Source organism: Streptomyces albiflavescens (assembly GCF_014645835.1).
Classification (GTDB): domain Bacteria; phylum Actinomycetota; class Actinomycetes; order Streptomycetales; family Streptomycetaceae; genus Streptomyces; species Streptomyces albiflavescens.
Map to the genome: position 1 here is coordinate 387,685 of NZ_BMMM01000007.1, position 15,930 is coordinate 403,614.

General features: G+C 71.3%; 19 protein-coding genes. 2 read left to right on the forward strand and 17 right to left on the reverse strand.

Annotated elements, in window-relative coordinates:
• Positions 1 to 178: 178 nt before the first annotated feature.
• The 7 genes from trpM to hisI all read right to left on the reverse strand — a co-directional run bounded on the left by trpM (position 179) and on the right by hisI (position 5,154).
• The gene (gene trpM, locus IEY95_RS50405) at positions 179 to 406 is read right to left on the reverse strand and encodes a tryptophan biosynthesis modulator TrpM (protein WP_373294507.1); all 228 of its coding nucleotides are present in this window, start codon (positions 404 to 406) and stop codon (positions 179 to 181) included.
• A 97-nt stretch (positions 407 to 503) separates the two neighbouring features.
• Positions 504 to 1,313 (reverse strand): indole-3-glycerol phosphate synthase TrpC, encoded by an 810-nt coding sequence (gene trpC, locus IEY95_RS21525; RefSeq protein WP_189187705.1) that lies wholly within the window; start codon positions 1,311 to 1,313, stop codon positions 504 to 506.
• A 166-nt stretch (positions 1,314 to 1,479) separates the two neighbouring features.
• Positions 1,480 to 1,926, reverse strand: a complete 447-nt coding sequence (locus tag IEY95_RS21530) for a DUF2752 domain-containing protein (protein WP_189187706.1) — start codon at positions 1,924 to 1,926, stop codon at positions 1,480 to 1,482.
• A gap of 96 nt (positions 1,927 to 2,022) precedes the next feature.
• Positions 2,023 to 2,271: an HGxxPAAW family protein gene (locus IEY95_RS21535; RefSeq protein WP_189187707.1), complete on the reverse strand. Its 249-nt coding sequence runs from the start codon at positions 2,269 to 2,271 to the stop codon at positions 2,023 to 2,025.
• Positions 2,272 to 2,511: 240 nt separating this feature from the next.
• Positions 2,512 to 3,165, reverse strand: coding sequence for a TIGR02234 family membrane protein (locus IEY95_RS21540; RefSeq protein ID WP_189187708.1), 654 nt, complete (start codon positions 3,163 to 3,165; stop codon positions 2,512 to 2,514).
• A 76-nt stretch (positions 3,166 to 3,241) separates the two neighbouring features.
• Positions 3,242 to 4,720 (reverse strand): anthranilate synthase component I, encoded by a 1,479-nt coding sequence (locus tag IEY95_RS21545; protein WP_189187709.1) that lies wholly within the window; start codon positions 4,718 to 4,720, stop codon positions 3,242 to 3,244.
• An 11-nt stretch (positions 4,721 to 4,731) separates the two neighbouring features.
• Positions 4,732 to 5,154: a phosphoribosyl-AMP cyclohydrolase gene (gene hisI / locus IEY95_RS21550; protein ID WP_189187710.1), complete on the reverse strand. Its 423-nt coding sequence runs from the start codon at positions 5,152 to 5,154 to the stop codon at positions 4,732 to 4,734.
• A 154-nt stretch (positions 5,155 to 5,308) separates the two neighbouring features.
• Here hisI and IEY95_RS21555 point away from each other — a divergent pair, with 154 nt between their 5' ends.
• Positions 5,309 to 5,944, forward strand: coding sequence for a TIGR03085 family metal-binding protein (locus IEY95_RS21555; protein WP_189187711.1), 636 nt, complete (start codon positions 5,309 to 5,311; stop codon positions 5,942 to 5,944).
• Positions 5,945 to 5,947: 3 nt separating this feature from the next.
• Here the strand turns inward: IEY95_RS21555 and IEY95_RS21560 are convergent, their stop codons facing one another.
• The 10 genes from IEY95_RS21560 to hisD all read right to left on the reverse strand — a co-directional run bounded on the left by IEY95_RS21560 (position 5,948) and on the right by hisD (position 13,834).
• Positions 5,948 to 7,249 carry an MFS transporter gene (locus IEY95_RS21560; protein ID WP_268240492.1) on the reverse strand — a complete coding sequence of 434 codons (1,302 nt, stop codon included), beginning with the start codon at positions 7,247 to 7,249 and terminating at the stop codon, positions 5,948 to 5,950.
• A gap of 26 nt (positions 7,250 to 7,275) precedes the next feature.
• On the reverse strand, positions 7,276 to 7,863 hold the full coding sequence (locus IEY95_RS21565) for an ArsR/SmtB family transcription factor (protein ID WP_189187712.1): 588 nt from the start codon (positions 7,861 to 7,863) through the stop codon (positions 7,276 to 7,278).
• Positions 7,864 to 7,994: 131 nt separating this feature from the next.
• A complete protein-coding gene (gene hisF / locus IEY95_RS21570) occupies positions 7,995 to 8,750 on the reverse strand; it encodes an imidazole glycerol phosphate synthase subunit HisF (RefSeq protein WP_189187713.1) in 756 nt (251 codons plus the stop codon).
• Entirely contained in the window at positions 8,747 to 9,142 is a 396-nt protein-coding gene (locus IEY95_RS21575) for a RidA family protein (RefSeq protein ID WP_189187714.1), read from the reverse strand. Before IEY95_RS21575 ends, hisF begins: the two co-directional genes overlap by 4 nt.
• Complete coding sequence (gene priA / locus IEY95_RS21580) at positions 9,139 to 9,867, reverse strand: bifunctional 1-(5-phosphoribosyl)-5-((5-phosphoribosylamino)methylideneamino)imidazole-4-carboxamide isomerase/phosphoribosylanthranilate isomerase PriA (protein WP_189187715.1); 729 nt, start codon at positions 9,865 to 9,867, stop codon at positions 9,139 to 9,141. The genes IEY95_RS21575 and priA overlap by 4 nt, the downstream gene beginning before the upstream one ends.
• On the reverse strand, positions 9,867 to 10,514 hold the full coding sequence (gene hisH, locus IEY95_RS21585; RefSeq protein ID WP_189187716.1) for an imidazole glycerol phosphate synthase subunit HisH: 648 nt from the start codon (positions 10,512 to 10,514) through the stop codon (positions 9,867 to 9,869). The genes priA and hisH overlap by 1 nt, the downstream gene beginning before the upstream one ends.
• Entirely contained in the window at positions 10,505 to 10,669 is a 165-nt protein-coding gene (locus IEY95_RS21590) for a CG2302 family histidine operon protein (RefSeq protein WP_189187717.1), read from the reverse strand. Before IEY95_RS21590 ends, hisH begins: the two co-directional genes overlap by 10 nt.
• A gap of 121 nt (positions 10,670 to 10,790) precedes the next feature.
• The gene (gene hisB / locus IEY95_RS21595; protein WP_189187718.1) at positions 10,791 to 11,384 is read right to left on the reverse strand and encodes an imidazoleglycerol-phosphate dehydratase HisB; all 594 of its coding nucleotides are present in this window, start codon (positions 11,382 to 11,384) and stop codon (positions 10,791 to 10,793) included.
• Complete coding sequence (locus tag IEY95_RS21600; RefSeq protein ID WP_189187719.1) at positions 11,381 to 12,487, reverse strand: histidinol-phosphate transaminase; 1,107 nt, start codon at positions 12,485 to 12,487, stop codon at positions 11,381 to 11,383. The genes hisB and IEY95_RS21600 overlap by 4 nt, the downstream gene beginning before the upstream one ends.
• Positions 12,488 to 12,493: 6 nt before the next feature.
• Positions 12,494 to 13,834, reverse strand: coding sequence for a histidinol dehydrogenase (gene hisD, locus IEY95_RS21605; RefSeq protein WP_189187720.1), 1,341 nt, complete (start codon positions 13,832 to 13,834; stop codon positions 12,494 to 12,496).
• 325 nt (positions 13,835 to 14,159) lie between these two features.
• Between hisD and IEY95_RS21610 the strand changes: the two genes are divergently transcribed.
• Positions 14,160 to 15,740, forward strand: a complete 1,581-nt coding sequence (locus IEY95_RS21610; RefSeq protein WP_189187721.1) for an oxidoreductase — start codon at positions 14,160 to 14,162, stop codon at positions 15,738 to 15,740.
• Positions 15,741 to 15,930 lie beyond the last annotated feature (190 nt).

Here is a 15,930-nt window from a genome sequence, read left to right on the forward strand (position 1 = left end):
CACGTTAGCCACGTACGCACGCGAACGCCTCCGGCACCGGGCCCCTCCTGGGGGCACCCTCGACTGAACCGCCCGGCCCCGCCGGGCGGCAGAGCCGCCCCCAGGTGGACGCAGGCAGTTCTCCCCGCCGCAACGGCGAGAAGTCCCGCTGCGTGGACCGACGGGTGCCCGACTCGGCTCAGCTCACCCGCAGGATGAACTCGGCCGGAGAGAGCGCGAGCGCGCGTACGCGCTCGGGCCATCGCATGCCGTTGACCTGCCCCGGCTCATCCCCGATGACATAGCGGACCCGGCGCCCGTGCACACGCCGTGCTGGCGCCCGGCAGCCCCGCGGACGACAGCCGCGGGCAAGGCGGGCATAGGGATCCCTGGCCGCCGCGGCGACCGGGACCGGCACGGCGCCCAAGCCCGGCGCCGCCCACCCCGTGCACGCCGAGCCACCGTCGGGGCTCAGGCCCGGACGGGGAGCGGCGGAGGCGGGGGGCGGCGTGGGCACCGGCGGGTCAGTCCCGTCCGTGGCGCAGCGCGGGGTGGGCCCCGGCCGCGACCAGGTCGGCGACCGCCGTCTTCGGGTCGCGTCCGGTGACGAGCGACTCGCCCACCAGGACCGCGTCGGCGCCGGCGTTGGCGTACGCGATCAGGTCGTGCGGACCGCGGACACCGGACTCGGCGACCTTGACGATGTGGGCCGGGATCTCGGGGGCGACACGGTCGAAGGTCGAGCGGTCGACCTTCAGCGTCTTCAGGTCGCGCGCGTTGACGCCGATCACCTTCGCGCCGGCGTCCACCGCCCGCTCGACCTCGTCCTCGTCGTGCACCTCGACGAGCGGCGTAAGCCCGATGGACTCGGCGCGCTCGATGAGGGACTCCAGGGCCGACTGGTCGAGGGCGGCCACGATCAGCAGCGCGAGATCGGCGCCGTACGCGCGGGCCTCCCACAGCTGGTACGACGTGACGATGAAGTCCTTGCGGAGGACCGGGATGTCCACGCGGGCGCGGACGGCCTCCAGGTCCGCGAGCGAGCCGCCGAATCGGCGCTGCTCGGTGAGGACGGAAATGACGGCCGCGCCGCCCGCCTCGTAGTCCGCGGCCAGAGCGGCCGGGTCGGCGATCGCGGCGAGCGCGCCCTTGGACGGGCTGGAGCGCTTGACCTCACAGATGACCTTGACGCCGTCACCGCGCAGGGCGGCCACTCCGTCCTTGGCGGCCGGAGCCTTCGCCGCGCGCTCCTTGAGCTCGTCGAGGCTGACGCGCGCCTGCCGCTCCGCGAGGTCGGCACGGACTCCGTCGATGATCTCGTCGAGCACACTCACGCGAGCGGCCCCCTTCCCTGCGGTGGACAGTTGAAGCGGTTGAGCAGCTGACCCGGGTTCACCGCCTCGGACGGAAAAGACGGGTCACTGCGATGGTATCCGGAGGAAGGCGTAGCCCTCACATCCGGTTGACGCCGGTCCCACTACCTGGACGTTTGCCACTTGATCAAGGATGCAACCAGCCGCCGAACGGTAGGTTCCGGACAACGGTGAAGACCAGCACCAACGCGCCCACGCTCCACAGGTGGACCGGCCCGAGATCCAGCCGCACCGGCCGTCCGCGCGCCGAACGGACCATCCAGACGGTCCACACCACGGCGAAGACCAGGTATCCCGCGACGGCCAGCGGGTTGTCGGTGAGCGCCGCCGCGAAGTCCCCGTGCACGAAGGCGTGTGCGCTGCGGAGGCCACCGCAGCCGGGGCAGTACAGGCCCGTGAAGCGCAGCAGCGGGCAGACCGGATAGTGCCCGGGCTGATTGGGGTCGACAGCCCCTACGTACGCGAAGGCGCCCACGACGGACGCGAGTACCCCGGCGGGGACGACGATCCGCCGCAGCACGGCGGGGCCCGCGTCCCGCGTCACCCTCTGGGTTTCGGCGTTCACCCCACGCATTCTGCCCCTCCCCCGCGTGCCGCGCCCGCCTCGCACACAGGAGAGGCGGCCCCGGCAGGTGCGCCGGGGCCGCCTCTCACGAAGCGCTGAGGGCTATCAGCTCTCGGCGCCCACGGTCTCGCCGACCTGGCGCGCGGGCTGCCCGTGCGTGTTCTTCGGCTGGCCCAGGCCCGCCGACCGCATCGCCAGGCCGACGACACCGCCGAGGGCGACGATGACCATGCCGGCCCAGAAGCCCAGCGGGTTGGCCATCACCATGAAGGCGCCCGCCACGCAGAAACCGATGAAGGCGATGATGACACCGGTCCAGGCGGCCGGGGTGTGACCGTGGCTGCTGCCCGCCATGACTTGCTCCTCGTTGCTGTGTGCGTGTGTGAGTCGGACACTCGATGTCCATTGTCCCGTACAAGCGCCCGTGCCGTGAGCGGGGGGTCTCCGCTTACGCGTCGGTTCCGCCACGTCACGACGTAAGTCCTGGGGCGAAGGTCCCTGCGGACGCGGGGACGGCAGGAGTTAAGTCCTGAGCCGGTCCGTTGGGCCGGTCCCGTGACCGGGTCCGTCGGGCCCTCTTGGGCCCGGCTGGATCTAGGTCCCGGCCGGGTCCGGCCCCGTCGGGTCCTCGCCGCGGTCGAGCGCCTTCCAGAGGTCCTCGGGGCGGTCCGGGTCGACCGGCTTGGCCTTGCGCGGCCGAGGCGTCCCGTCGCGCTCGTAGCGGCCCGACATCGCGGGCCACACTCGTCCGTAGCGAAGCGCGAGCAGTCCCGCGAGGAGGATCAGCGCCCCGCCCGCGGCCGCGACGTACGGCCAGGCGGTGTGGCTGAGCGCGTCCGCGGTGGCGGCGGTGTCGCCGGAGGCCGCCGCGGCCTTCTCGTCGAGCGCCGAGCTGTCGCTCGCGCCGAGCACGGCCGCGACGACCGTGCCCGCGCCGGAGAGCGCGAGCAGCGCGGAGACCAGGAAGCGGCCGGAGCGGCGTACGGCGAAGACGGCGACGAGCGCGGCGAGGCCCACTATGGCGAGCGCCGCGGGCACGCCCGTGACGTCGCTGCCCTTGGCGGTCAGCGGGAAGGCGCCGCCGGCCACCGTCGCGGTGCCCTCCGACCAGCTCTGCCGGGTGGACAGCAGGGCCACGGCCGCGCCGAGCGCGCCGCTGAGCAGGGCGACGCCGAGGCTGCGGCGGCCGGACCGGGCGGGCCCGGCGGCCTCGGATCGGGGTTGAGGTACAGCAGTCACGTACTCCACTATCGCCTGAACCCCGGGCGAACCGTCACCCGGGGTTCACGTGACTCTCGTCCCAGTACCGGGGGCAGTTGGCCGTCTACTGCCCGAGCCGGTTGGCCGTGTGCACCGCGCGGAGCACCGCAGCCGCCTTGTTCCGGCACTCGTTGTCCTCCGCGACGGGGTCGGAGTCGGCGACGATTCCGGCGCCCGCCTGCACATACGCGGTGCCGTCCCGCAGCAGGGCCGTACGGATGGCGATGGCGGTGTCGGAGTCGCCCGCGAAGTCCAGATAACCCACGCAGCCGCCGTACAACCCGCGCCTGGACGGTTCCAGTTCGTCGATGATCTGCATCGCGCGCGGCTTGGGGGCGCCGGAGAGGGTGCCTGCCGGGAAGCAGGCCGTCAGCACGTCGAAGGCCGTGCGGCCCGCCGCGACCCGCCCGGTCACGGTCGACACGATGTGCATCACGTGCGAGTACCGCTCGATGGACATGAAGTCGACGACCTCTACGGAGCCGGGCTCGCAGACCCGGCCGAGGTCGTTGCGTCCCAGGTCGACGAGCATCAGGTGCTCGGCGCGCTCCTTGGGGTCGGCGATCAGCTCGTCGGCGAGGGCCTGGTCCTCCTGGACGGTGGCGCCGCGCGGCCGGGTGCCCGCGATGGGGTGCACCATCGCCTGGCCGTCCTCGACCTTGACCAGGGCCTCCGGGGAGGAGCCGACGACGTCGAAGCCTTCGAAGCGGAAGAGGTACATGTACGGGGAGGGATTGGTCGCCCTCAGCACGCGATACACGTCCAACGCGCTGGCCGTGCACGGGGTCTCGAAGCGCTGGGAGGGGACGACCTGGAAGGCCTCGCCCGCCCGGATGCGCTCCTTGACGTCCTCTACGGCGTCCTGGAAATCGGGGCCGCCCCAGAGCGCGGTGTACTCGGGGAGCTCGGAGGGCGGCAGCGCGGCCGGCGGCTGCGAGACCGCGCGCGAGAGGTCGGCCTCCATGGCGTCGAGACGGGCGACGGCGTCCACGTAGGCCTCGTCGACGCCCGTGTCGAGGTCGTTGTGGTTGATCGCGTTGGCGATCAGCTGGACCGAGCCGTCCCAGTGGTCCATGACCGCGAGGTCGCTGGTGAGCAGCATGGTCAGTTCGGGGAGCTTCAGGTCGTCCCGCTCCCCGGGGCCGATCCTCTCCAGGCGGCGCACGATGTCGTAACCCAGATAGCCGACCATGCCGCCGGTGAACGGGGGCAGGCCCTCGCCGTGCGGAGTGTGCAACGCCTCGATGGTGGCGCGCAGGGCGGCGAGCGGATCGCCGTCGACGGGGACGCCGACGGGAGGCGTACCGAGCCAGTGGGCCTGCCCGTCGCGCTCCGTGAGGGTGGCGTGGCTGCGGACGCCCACGAAGGAGTAGCGGGACCAGGAGCGACCGTTCTCCGCGGATTCCAGGAGGAAGGTGCCGGGGCGCTCGGCGGCGAGCTTGCGGTACAGCGCGACCGGCGTGTCGCCGTCCGCGAGGAGCTTGCGGCTGACGGGGATCACACGGCGGTCGGTGGCCAGCTTGCGGAACGTCTCAAGGTCCATGGCGGCTGACCTTACTGATCCAGGGGCTGTACGTCGGACTCGGCGCCCTCGAGTACGGTCAGGATGTCGGCGTCGAAGCATGTGCGCGCGCCGGTGTGGCAGGCGGCGCCCACCTGGTCGACCTTCACCAGGACCGTGTCGGCGTCGCAGTCCAGGGCCACGGACTTCACGTGCTGGAAGTGGCCGGACGTGTCGCCCTTGACCCAGTACTCCCCTCGGCTGCGCGACCAGTAGGTGCAGCGGCCCGTGGTGAGCGTGCGATGCAGCGCCTCGTCGTCCATCCAGCCGAGCATCAGCACCTCGCCGGTGTCGTACTGCTGGGCGATGGCGGGGACGAGCCCGTCGGCACTGCGCTTGAGGCGCGCGGCGATCTCGGGGTCCAGGCCGCTGGGCCTGCCCTGCGGAGGCGTACTGGTCGAAGGCGTGCTGGTCATGGGTGCCATTGTGCCGCGCCGCACGGACGTGGCCCGCGGTTGTCCACAGGCCGGACCTCACCGTTGTCCACAGGCCGGGTCTCGCCGCCCTCCACAGGCCCTCCGTGCCGTCGTCCACTGGGCGGACCAGTGGGGCGGTCGTAGGCTGATTCACATGTCGACCCATGCCAAGCGTGAACGACTCCTTCTGGCCGATCTGTTGGAAGCGGTGGGACCGGATGCCCCGACCCTGTGCGAGGGCTGGAACACCCGGGACCTCGCCGCGCACGTGGTGGTGCGCGAGCGCCGCGCCGACGCCGCCGGCGGGATCCTGATCAAGCAGCTGGCACCGCGTCTGGAGCGCGTGATGGCGGAGTTCGCGGAGAAGCCGTACGAGGAGTTGATCCAGCTGATCCGCACCGGCCCGCCGCGCTTCTCGCCGTTCGCGCTGAAGCAGATCGACGAGGCGTCGAACACCGTCGAGTTCTACGTCCACACCGAGGACGTACGGCGGGCGCAGCCCGACTGGACGCCGCGCGAGCTGGACGGGGTCTTCCAGGACGCACTGTGGTCCCGGTTGGAGCGCACGGCCCGGCTGACCGGCCGCGGTGCCCCCACCGGGCTCGTGCTGCGCCGCCCGGACGGCCAGACGGCGGTCGCACACAAGGGCACGCCGGTCGTGACGGCGACCGGCGAGCCCTCGGAGCTGCTGATGTTCGCGCTCGGGCGGCAGAAGGCGGCCGACGTGGAGCTGGACGGCGACAAGGACGCGATCGCGAAGCTGCACGAGACGAAGCAGCTGGGGATCTGACCGCTACGCGGGGAGTTCGGCCCGGCGCAGGGGTCCGACGCACAGGGCGAGGACCCCGCCGAGCCCGCACACCGCGGCGCTGGTGACGAAGACGGGCCCGGTGCCCCACCAGCCGATCGCGGCGGCGGTCAGCGGCATGCTGAGCGGGGCGAGGCCCAGGCTGACGATCCCGGAGACGGCGCTGACCCGGCCCAGGTAGGCGGGGTCCGCCTGGGTCTGCAGCAGCGCTCCGCACAGGGCGCCGCTGAGCCCGGCGAGCAGCCCGATCACGAGGGCGACGCAGACGGCCGCGGCGACGGTCGGCACGAAGGCGAGCGCGCCGATCGCGACCGCGCCCCCCAGGATGGCCACGGCGGCCAGGCTCCCCGCGCGCGGCAGCCGCCCGCGCAGGGTGAGCAGCAGCGCGGCGGCTCCCGCGCCGGTCCCGAACGCGGCGACGACCCAGCCCATCCCGGACGCGCCCCAGCCGCGCCGGTCGGCCAGCAGGGTGAGTCCCACGTTCAGCGGCCCGACGAAGCCGAGGTCGCCGAGCGCGATGGCGGCGATGAGCGGGGCGAGGACCCGGTGGCCGCGGATGTAGCGCAGGCCGTCCCGCAAGTCGCGCCAGGCGGTGCGGCCGGCCTTGTCCGGTGCTTCGTCGGCGGGCAGCTCCCGCATCCGGCCGGCCTTGTCCGGTGCGTCGTCGGCGGGCAGCTCCCGCATCCGTACGGAGATCAGCAGCGGCACCGACACGGCGATCAGCATGCCCGCGAGCCCGAACGCCGCCGCCGAACCCCCGAGCGCCACGCCGAGGCCGCCGAGCGGTGCGCCCACCACGTTGGCGAAGCGGATCGCGAGGCCCCGCATGCCCTGCACCCGGGCGAGCTGGTCGCGGCCGGTGACGCGGGCCGGGAGGGCACCCACGGCGGGCATGAAGACGGCGTCGACGGTACCGAAGACGATGGCGAGCAGGGCCAGCAACCACAGCCCGGGGCCGGTCGCGAACAGCAGCGCGGCCACCGTGAGGACGGCCGCGCAGCGCACCGCGTCACTGCCGATGACGACCTTCCGCGGACCGAACCGGTCGGCGACCACGCCACCGCCCAGCATCAGCAGGGCACGCGGTACGGCACTCACGGCCATCACAAGTCCGGCCTGCGAGGGCGTGCCCGCCTGGACGGCAGCCCAGGACAACGCGATGTAGAAGACGTTGTCGCCGATCATCGACGAGGTGTAGGCACCGAGCCAGCGCAGGACGTTGCCGTCGCGGTGGGCGGGTCTGTCGATGGTGGGGGCGGAGGCCGGAGGTACGGCGGTCGTGGTCACGGAGCCAGGTCCTCTCAGACGCTGAGTCAGGCGCGGAACGGGAAGCCGTACAGATGCAGCGCGACGTTCTCGCGCCCTTCGGTGTCACCGGCCGCTTCGTCCTCGCGACCCTTCGCGTCGTACTTCCTGACGACGGTGAGCAACTCCTCGTTGAGCGCGGCCAGTTCGGCCGCCGTCAGCCGGAGTGTGGACTCGGAGTCGGAGGCGGCGGTGCTCCACTCGGGGCCCCAGGCGTGGCGCTCGTCCAGGTAGCGCCGGTAGAGGTCGGCGCGCTGGTCGACGAGGAGCCGGGAGAACGCGGTGTGCGCGGCCGCCGTCTCGGGCGCGCCCCGAAAGTCCTCGTCGCGGACGCTCACACCGTCCGACGCGGGCTGCCACCAGCGCTCGCGGCCGTCCTCGCTCTGTGGCTCGGCCTCCTCGATGAGCCCGTGCTCGGCGAGCTTGCGCAGGTGATAGCTGACCAGCGAGGGGGCCTCGTCGACCTGCTCGGCCAACTGCGAGGCGGTGGCCGAGCCCGCGACGAACAGGGCACGGTACAGCTGCATCCGCAGCGGATGGGCGATCGCCTTGAGCGTGCCCATGTCGGTGATCCGGCGGTTCTCCTTGCTTGCCATGTCCCCCACGCTAGATACGAAAGAAAAATTGTGCAATAAAAATTGCGCAACTTCTCTTTCACATCAGCCCAGAGCAAAGCCCCAGTCACCCAGTGACCGGGGCTCAGCGATACCCTTCGAAAAGACGGACGTCAGCGAACGGGATGTCCCGCCCCCCGCAACGTCTCCTTCACCTCACCGATCCGCAGATCCCCGAAGTGGAAGACCGACGCGGCAAGCACCGCGTCGGCGCCCGCGGCGATGGCCGGCGGGAAGTCGGCCAGCCGCCCCGCACCGCCGCTGGCGATCAGCGGCACGGTCACGTGCTTGCGTACGGCCTCGATCATCTCGATGTCGTAGCCGTCCTTCGTGCCGTCCGCGTCCATCGAGTTGAGCAGGATCTCCCCCGCACCCAGCTCCGCCGCCCGGTGCGCCCACTCGACGGCGTCGATACCGGCGCCCTTGCGCCCGCCGTGGGTGGTGACCTCGAAGGAGCCGCTCTCGGTACGCCGGGCATCCACCGACAGCACCAGCACCTGCCGCCCGAATCGCTCCGCGATCTCACGGATGAGATCCGGCCGGGCGATCGCGGCCGTGTTGACCCCGACCTTGTCGGCGCCCGCCCGCAGCAGCTTGTCCACGTCCTCGGCGGTACGGACGCCGCCGCCCACGGTCAGCGGAATGAAGACCTGCTCGGCCGTACGGCGCACCACGTCGTACGTGGTCTCGCGGTTGCCGGAGGACGCCGTGATGTCCAGGAACGTCAGCTCGTCGGCACCCTCGGCGTCGTACACCTTGGCCATTTCGACCGGGTCGCCCGCGTCCCGCAGGTTCTGGAAGTTGACGCCCTTGACGACCCGGCCGTTGTCCACGTCCAGGCAGGGGATGACTCGTACGGCAAGGGTCATGACTGCGCTCCTCGGAACGCCTCGACCTCGACCTCGACCACCAGCCGCGGGTCCACGAGGCCGGAGACGATGATCATGGATGCGGCGGGACGGACGTCGTCGAACAGCTCCTTGTGGGCGCGTCCGACCTCCTCCACGTCCCGGGCATGGGTGATGTACATGCGCGTACGGACGACGTCGGCGCGGCCGAGGCCGAGCTGCTCCAGCGACTGGATCGCGACGTTGAACGAGTTGACCGCCTGCTCGTACGGGTCGCCCCCGACGATCGCTCCGTCTATCACGGAGGTGCAGCCGGAGACCAGCACCAGGCCGTTCGGGAGCTCCACCGCGCGGGAGTAGCCGAAGGCGTCTTCCCAGGGCGCGCCGGTCGTGACGCGTCGTACGTCGCTCACCGGGCTACCGCCTCCAGTGCCTCTTCCAGCGTGAACGCCTTGGCGTACAGGGCCTTTCCGACGATGGAGCCCTCGACACCGAGGGGCACCAGCTCGGCGATGGCGCGCAGGTCGTCCAGCGAGGACACCCCGCCCGAGGCCACCACCGGGCGATCCGTCACCGCGCACACGTTCTTCAGCAGCTCCAGGTTCGGGCCCTGGAGCGTCCCGTCCTTGGCGATGTCGGTCACCACGTACCGCGCGCAGCCCTCCTTGTCGAGGCGCTCCAGCGTCTCGTAGAGGTCGCCGCCGTCGCGGGTCCAGCCGCGGCCGCGCAGCGTCGTGCCGCGTACGTCGAGGCCGACCGCGATCTTGTCGCCGTGCTCGGCGATGACCTTGGCGACCCACTCGGGGGTCTCCAGGGCGGCGGTGCCGAGGTTCACGCGGGTGCAGCCGGTGGCGAGTGCGGCGGCGAGCGTGTCGTCGTCGCGGATGCCGCCGGACAACTCCACCTTGATGTCCATCGCCTTGGCGACCTCGGCGATCAGCGCGCGATTGTCGCCGGTGCCGAACGCGGCGTCCAGGTCGACCAGGTGCAGCCACTCGGCGCCCGCGCTCTGCCAGGCGAGGGCGGCCTCGAGAGGAGAGCCGTAGGACGTCTCGGTCCCGGACTCGCCGTGGACGAGGCGGACGGCCTGGCCGTCGCGGACGTCGACGGCGGGGAGGAGTTCGAGCTTCGAAGCCATCAGAGGGTTCCGATCCAGTTGTTCAGCAGCTGCGCTCCGGCGTCGCCGGACTTCTCGGGGTGGAACTGCGTGGCCCACAGGGGGCCGTTCTCGACGGCTGCCACGAAGGGCTTGCCGTGCGTCGACCAGGTGACCAGGGGCGCTCGCATCGCCGGGTTCGCGACTTCGAGGGACCAGTCGTGGACGGCGTACGAGTGGACGAAGTAGAAGCGCGCGTCGGCCTCGAGCCCCGCGAAGAGCTGCGACCCCGCAGGCGCCTCGACCGTGTTCCAGCCCATGTGGGGCACGATGTCGGCCTGCAGCGGCTCGACCGTGCCGGGCCACTCGTCGAGGCCCTCGGTCTCCACGCCGTGCTCGATTCCGCGCGCGAAGAGGATCTGCATGCCGACGCAGATGCCCATCACCGGGCGGCCACCGGACAGGCGGCGGCCGATGATCCAGTCGCCGCGGGCGTGCTTCAGGCCCTTCATACAGGCGGCGAAGGCGCCGACGCCGGGCACCAGCAGGCCGTCCGCGTTCATGGCCGTGTCGAAGTCGCGCGTGATCTCCACGTCGGCACCCACGCGTGCGAGGGCGCGCTCGGCGGAGCGGACGTTACCGAAGCCGTAGTCGAAGACGACGACCTTCTTGGATGCGCTCAATTCCACACCTCCAGCCTCATGACGCCCGCGACCAGACACATCGCGGCGCCGATGGAGAGCAGCACGATGAGGCTCTTGGGCATCTGCTGCTTGACGAAGGAGTAGATGCCGCCGAGGAGGAAGAGTCCTACGACGATCAGGATGCTCGACAGGCCGGTCACAGTGTCTTTCCGTTCGCTTCTGCGCCCGCGCGGCGCGGCGGGGTGGGCATCTCCCCCAGTGCCTCAAGGGCCTGGGAGGTACCCCCAGTCGTCTGCGGCGCGGCGGCCGCGCGTGCTCCGCTCACAGCGCGCCCTTCGTGGAGGGGAGGATTCCGGCGGCGCGCGGGTCGCGCTCGGAGGCATAGCGCAGCGCGCGGGCCAGCGCCTTGAACTGGCACTCCACGATGTGGTGCGCGTTGCGCCCATAGGGCACGTGCACGTGCAGCGCGATCTGGGCCTGGGCGACGAAGGACTCCAGGATGTGCCGGGTCATCGTGGTGTCGTACTCGCCGATCATCGGCGCCATGTTCTCGGGCTCGGTGTGCACGAGGTACGGGCGGCCCGAGAGGTCGACGGTCACCTGGGCCAGCGACTCGTCCAGCGGGACCGTGCAGTTGCCGAATCGATAAATCCCCACCTTGTCGCCGAGCGCCTGCTTGAAGGCGGCGCCCAGCGCGAGGGCGGTGTCCTCGATGGTGTGGTGCGAGTCGATGTGCAGGTCGCCCTCGGTCTTCACGGTCAGGTCGAACAGACCGTGCCGGCCGAGCTGGTCGAGCATGTGGTCGTAGAAGCCGACGCCTGTCGACACGTCGACCTTGCCGGACCCGTCGAGATCGATCTCGACGAGGACCGACGTCTCCTTCGTCGTTCTCTGGACACGCCCTACGCGGCTCATGCGCTCTGCTCCTTCTTCAGTTCACGTACCGCGTCGAGGAACGCGTCGTTTTCGGCGGGGGTTCCGGTGGAGACCCGCAGCCACCCCGGCACGCCGTTGTCCCGGACCAGGACGCCCCGGTCGAGGATCTTCTGCCAGGTGGTGTGGGAGTCCTCGAATCGCCCGAACTGCACGAAGTTCGCGTCCGACTCGGTCACCTCGTACCCGATCGCACGCAGTTCGGTGACCAGCCGGTCCCGCTCGGCCTTCAGCTGCTCGACGTACTGCAGCAGCGTGTCGGTGTGCTCCAGGGCGGCCAGCGCCGTGGCCTGCGCGACGGCCGACAGGTGGTAGGGCAGCCGTACGAGCTGGACCGCGTCCACGACCGCCGGGTGCGCGGCGAGATAGCCGAGGCGCAGCCCGGCCGCGCCGAACGCCTTCGACATCGTCCGCGACACGACGAGATTCGGCCGATCTTCGATCAGCGGCAGCAGCGAGTCGCCGTGGCTGAACTCGATGTACGCCTCGTCGACCACGACCATCGACGGCTTGGCCGCCTGCGCGGCCTCGTACAGCGCGAGGACCGTCTCGCGCGGCACCGCGTTGCCCGTGGGGTTGTTGGGGGTGGTGATGAAGACGACGTCCGGGCGGTTCTCGGCGATGGCCCGCTCGGCGGCGGCCCGGTCGATCGTGAAGTCCTCGTTCCGGGGGGCCGAGATCCAGGCCGTGCCCGTGCCCCGCGCGATGAGCGCGTGCATGGAGTACGAGGGCTCGAAGCCGATCGCCTTACGGCCCGGCCCGCCGAAGGTCTGCAACAGCTGCTGGATGACCTCGTTGGAGCCGTTGGCCGCCCAGACGTTCTCCATGCCGACCCGGTGGTTGCCGGTCTTCGTCAGGTACTTGGCCAGCTCGGTGCGCAGCTCCACCGCGTCCCGGTCGGGATAGCGGTTGAGGTCGCGGGCGGCCTCGCGGACCCGCTCGGCGATCCGCTCGACGAGCGGCTCGGGCAGCGGGTACGGGTTCTCGTTGGTGTTCAGCCGTACGGGGACGTCGAGTTGGGGCGCGCCGTAGGGGGACTTGCCGCGCAGCTCGTCCCGTACGGGGAGATCGTCGATGCCAGTCACTTGCTTTCAGGAACCTTCCAACCGCTGAGCCCATTGTTCGGCTCCGCCAAAACGAGCCTTGATCGCCGCGCCGTGCGCGGGCAGGTCCTCCGCCTCCGCCAGCGTCACCACGTGATGCGCCACGTCGGCCAGCGCGTCCTTCGTGTAGTCGACGATGTGGATGCCGCGCAGGAAGGACTGGACGGACAGGCCCGAGGAGTGGCAGGCGCAGCCGCCGGTGGGCAGCACGTGGTTGGACCCGGCGGCGTAGTCGCCGAGCGAGACGGGCGCCCAGGGCCCGATGAAGATCGCGCCGGCGTTCTTCACCCGGTCGGCGACCACGGCGGCGTCGGCGGTCTGGATCTCCAGGTGCTCGGCACCGTACGCGTCGACGACCCGCAGGCCCTCCTCGATGCCGTCGACGAGGACGATCGCGGACTGCTTGCCGGCCAGCGCCGGGACGATCCGGTCGTCGATGTGCCTGGTGGCCGCGACCTGCGGCTCCAGCTCCTTCTCGACCGCGTCCGCCAGCTCCACGGAGTCGGTGACCAGGACGGCCGCGGCGAGGGGGTCGTGCTCGGCCTGGCTGATCAGGTCGGCGGCGACGTGCACCGGATCGGCCGTCGCGTCCGCGAGGACGGCGATCTCGGTCGGCCCGGCCTCGGCATCGATGCCGATCTTGCCGGTGAAGTAACGCTTGGCGGCGGCGACCCAGATATTGCCCGGCCCGGTGACCATGTTGGCGGGGGCGCAGGACTCGGTGCCGTACGCGAACATCGCGACGGCGGTCGCGCCGCCGGCCGCGTACACCTCGTCGACGCCCAAGAGCGCGCACGCGGCGAGGATCGTCGGGTGCGGCAGGCCCCCGAAGTCGGCCTGGGCCGGGGAGGCGAGCGCGATGGACCCGACGCCGGCCTCCTGGGCCGGGACGACGTTCATGACCACGGACGACGGATAGACCGACCTACCGCCGGGCGCGTACAGCCCCACCCGGTCGACCGGCACCCACTTCTCCGTCACCGACCCGCCGGGCACCACCTGGGTCGTGTGGGTCGTACGGCGCTGCTCGCGGTGGACGAGACGGGCGCGGCGGATGGACTCCTCCAGGGCGGCGCGCACGGCCGGGTCGAGCGCCTCCAGCGCGTCGGCGAGCGCCTGCGCGGGCACCCGTACGGATTCCAGCCGGACCCCGTCGAACCGCTCCGCGTAGTCGATCAGCGCCGCGTCGCCCCGATGATGCACGGCCTCGCAGATCGGACGCACCTTCTCCAGGGCGGCCTGAACGTCGAAGTCGGCTCGGGGCAGCAGGTCGCGCAAGGCGGAGCCCTCGGGGAGGGCGTCGCCGCGCAGATCGATTCGGGAGATCACGGTCCCAATTCTCTCAGACGGCGATAAGACGCCGGACGGCTGTATCAATGGCTGATACAACGCCTGGAGCCGTGGCCGACACAGCGCCGGGAACCGTGGCTGACCGACGCCGGGAACCGTGGCCGACCCGACGCCGGGAACTGCCGGCTGACCGACGCCGGGAACCGTGGCCGACCGACGCCCTGATCCGGCTGGTCAGTGGCTGATACCGGCCACCTTCGGTTCCGCGGAAGATCCCCTTCACCAGTAGCGTTCGGGCCGTCACTGAGCGGGCATTGGACGGTTGTACGAAACCCGCGAGTAGCTGGGGAGAAAGGGAAGTGCCGTGACCGAGGGTGCCGGCATCCGCAATGGGGACCTGCCGGACGAACTGACCGCCGCCGAAGCCGGGATGTGGCAGGCCTTCCGCAACGGCAGCGTGTACGACCTGCGCAGCAGGGACACGACCGTCGACGATCCGCACGGGGGCCATCCCTGGGGCCCCGAGCGCAGCGTCCGGGCACGGATCGTGGCGTGGCTGCTGCTCGACGGCCCTCCCGCACTCCAGGGCCGGGTCTCCTCCCTGAAGCTGACCGGCGTGCAGATCACCGACGTCCTCGATCTCGCGGGCGGCACCGTGATGCCGTACGTCGAGATGAAGGGGTGCCGGTTCGAGAAGGAGATCCTGCTGCCGGAGGCACGGTTCCAGACCGTGCGCCTGGTCGACTGCTCGGTGCCGCGCCTGGAGGCGGCCCGGGTGCACACCGAGGGCGATCTGCATCTGCCGCGCTGCCGGTTCCACAACGGCGTCCGGCTGACCGACGCGCACATCGGCACGGATCTGCTGCTCAACCAGGCCGTGGTCTACCGGGACCGGCGCGGGCGCTCGCTCACCTGCGACGGCATGACCGTGGGGCAGGACCTCCAGGCCGAGATGCTGGAGTCGCACGGTGAGCTGAGCCTGCGCGGCGCGACCGTCGGTGTCTCGCTGAGCCTGCGCGGCAGCAAGCTGAACAACCCCTACACACGCCTCGCCCTGAACGCCCCCCAGCTCACCGTGAACCGCACGCTCTACATGACCCCCGCGGGTGTCGGCAATCCGCTGCTGACCAGCGGCACGACCCCGGCGCGCGGCACGCTGGTCCAGCGGTTCGAGTGCCAGGGCGGGATCCGCCTCGACGACGGGCGCTTCGGGGACGCGGTCGACTTCGAGCAGGCCCGTTTCACCTTCGACGACGACCAGGAGCTGTCACTGCGCCGCGTCCAGACGCCCGAGCTGCGCTTCCTCGGGGAGAGACCCGAGCGCGGCAAGGTGGTCCTGTCGGGCGCGCGAATCGTCAACCTGGTCGACAGCGCGTCCAGTTGGCCGGGGCCCGGCAGCCTCCACATGGGCGGCTTCGTCTACGAGAGCCTCGTACCGCAGGGCGCGTTCCCGCTGACCCGGCGGCTGGAGTGGGTGACGGCGGCGACCGCCGAGTACAACCCGGAGCCGTACGAGCGCCTCGCCACCGTGCTGCGCAACTCCGGAGAGGACGAGGACGCGCGCGAGGTGCTGCTCGCCAAGCAGCGCCGCCGCCGCGAGACCCTGCCGCTCGCCGCCAAGCTCTGGGGGTACGCGCAGGACTGGACGGTCGCCTACGGGTACCGGCCCGGGCGGGCCGCGCTGTGGATGGCGGTGCTGTGGGCGGCGACGTCGATCGCCTTTTCACACGCCAGCCATCCGCCGATCAACAACGACGGGCATCCCCCGTGGAACGCCTCGCTGTTCGCCCTGGACCTGCTGCTGCCGGTCATCGACCTCGGCCAGGTCGGCTTCTGGCAGCTGCGCGGCGGCTGGCAGTGGTTGGCCGCCGTGGTGATCCTCCTCGGCTGGATCCTGGCGACGACGGTGGCGGCGGGGGCGACACGGCTGCTGCGGCGCGGCTGAGGTGCTGGCTTCCCGCACGGCTCACGGCTGACGCGGAAGCTGCCCTCACAGCTCGCGGCTGAAGGGACGGCTTCCCGCGCGGCTCGCGGCCGAAGCGGCCGCTTCCCGCACAGATATCGAACAGTGGAACAACAGTCAGCTTTTACTCCCCCTTGACCGCCCGGCATACAACCAATCGACGGTTACGAAA

What these genes read in the sequence shown, in the direction of transcription:
- hisF (WP_189187713.1), bottom strand. Translation starts at nt 8,750, where the DNA reads ATGACCCTTGCCGTACGAGTCATCCCCTGCCTGGACGTGGACAACGGC.
- IEY95_RS21555 (WP_189187711.1), top strand. Translation starts at nt 5,309, where the DNA reads ATGTCGACCCATGCCAAGCGTGAACGACTCCTTCTGGCCGATCTGTTG.
- IEY95_RS21565 (WP_189187712.1), bottom strand. Translation starts at nt 7,863, where the DNA reads ATGGCAAGCAAGGAGAACCGCCGGATCACCGACATGGGCACGCTCAAG.
- hisB (WP_189187718.1), bottom strand. Translation starts at nt 11,384, where the DNA reads ATGAGCCGCGTAGGGCGTGTCCAGAGAACGACGAAGGAGACGTCGGTC.
- hisI (WP_189187710.1), bottom strand. Translation starts at nt 5,154, where the DNA reads ATGACCAGCACGCCTTCGACCAGTACGCCTCCGCAGGGCAGGCCCAGC.
- priA (WP_189187715.1), bottom strand. Translation starts at nt 9,867, where the DNA reads ATGGCTTCGAAGCTCGAACTCCTCCCCGCCGTCGACGTCCGCGACGGC.
- IEY95_RS21530 (WP_189187706.1), bottom strand. Translation starts at nt 1,926, where the DNA reads ATGCGTGGGGTGAACGCCGAAACCCAGAGGGTGACGCGGGACGCGGGC.
- IEY95_RS21535 (WP_189187707.1), bottom strand. Translation starts at nt 2,271, where the DNA reads ATGGCGGGCAGCAGCCACGGTCACACCCCGGCCGCCTGGACCGGTGTC.
- IEY95_RS21545 (WP_189187709.1), bottom strand. Translation starts at nt 4,720, where the DNA reads ATGGACCTTGAGACGTTCCGCAAGCTGGCCACCGACCGCCGTGTGATC.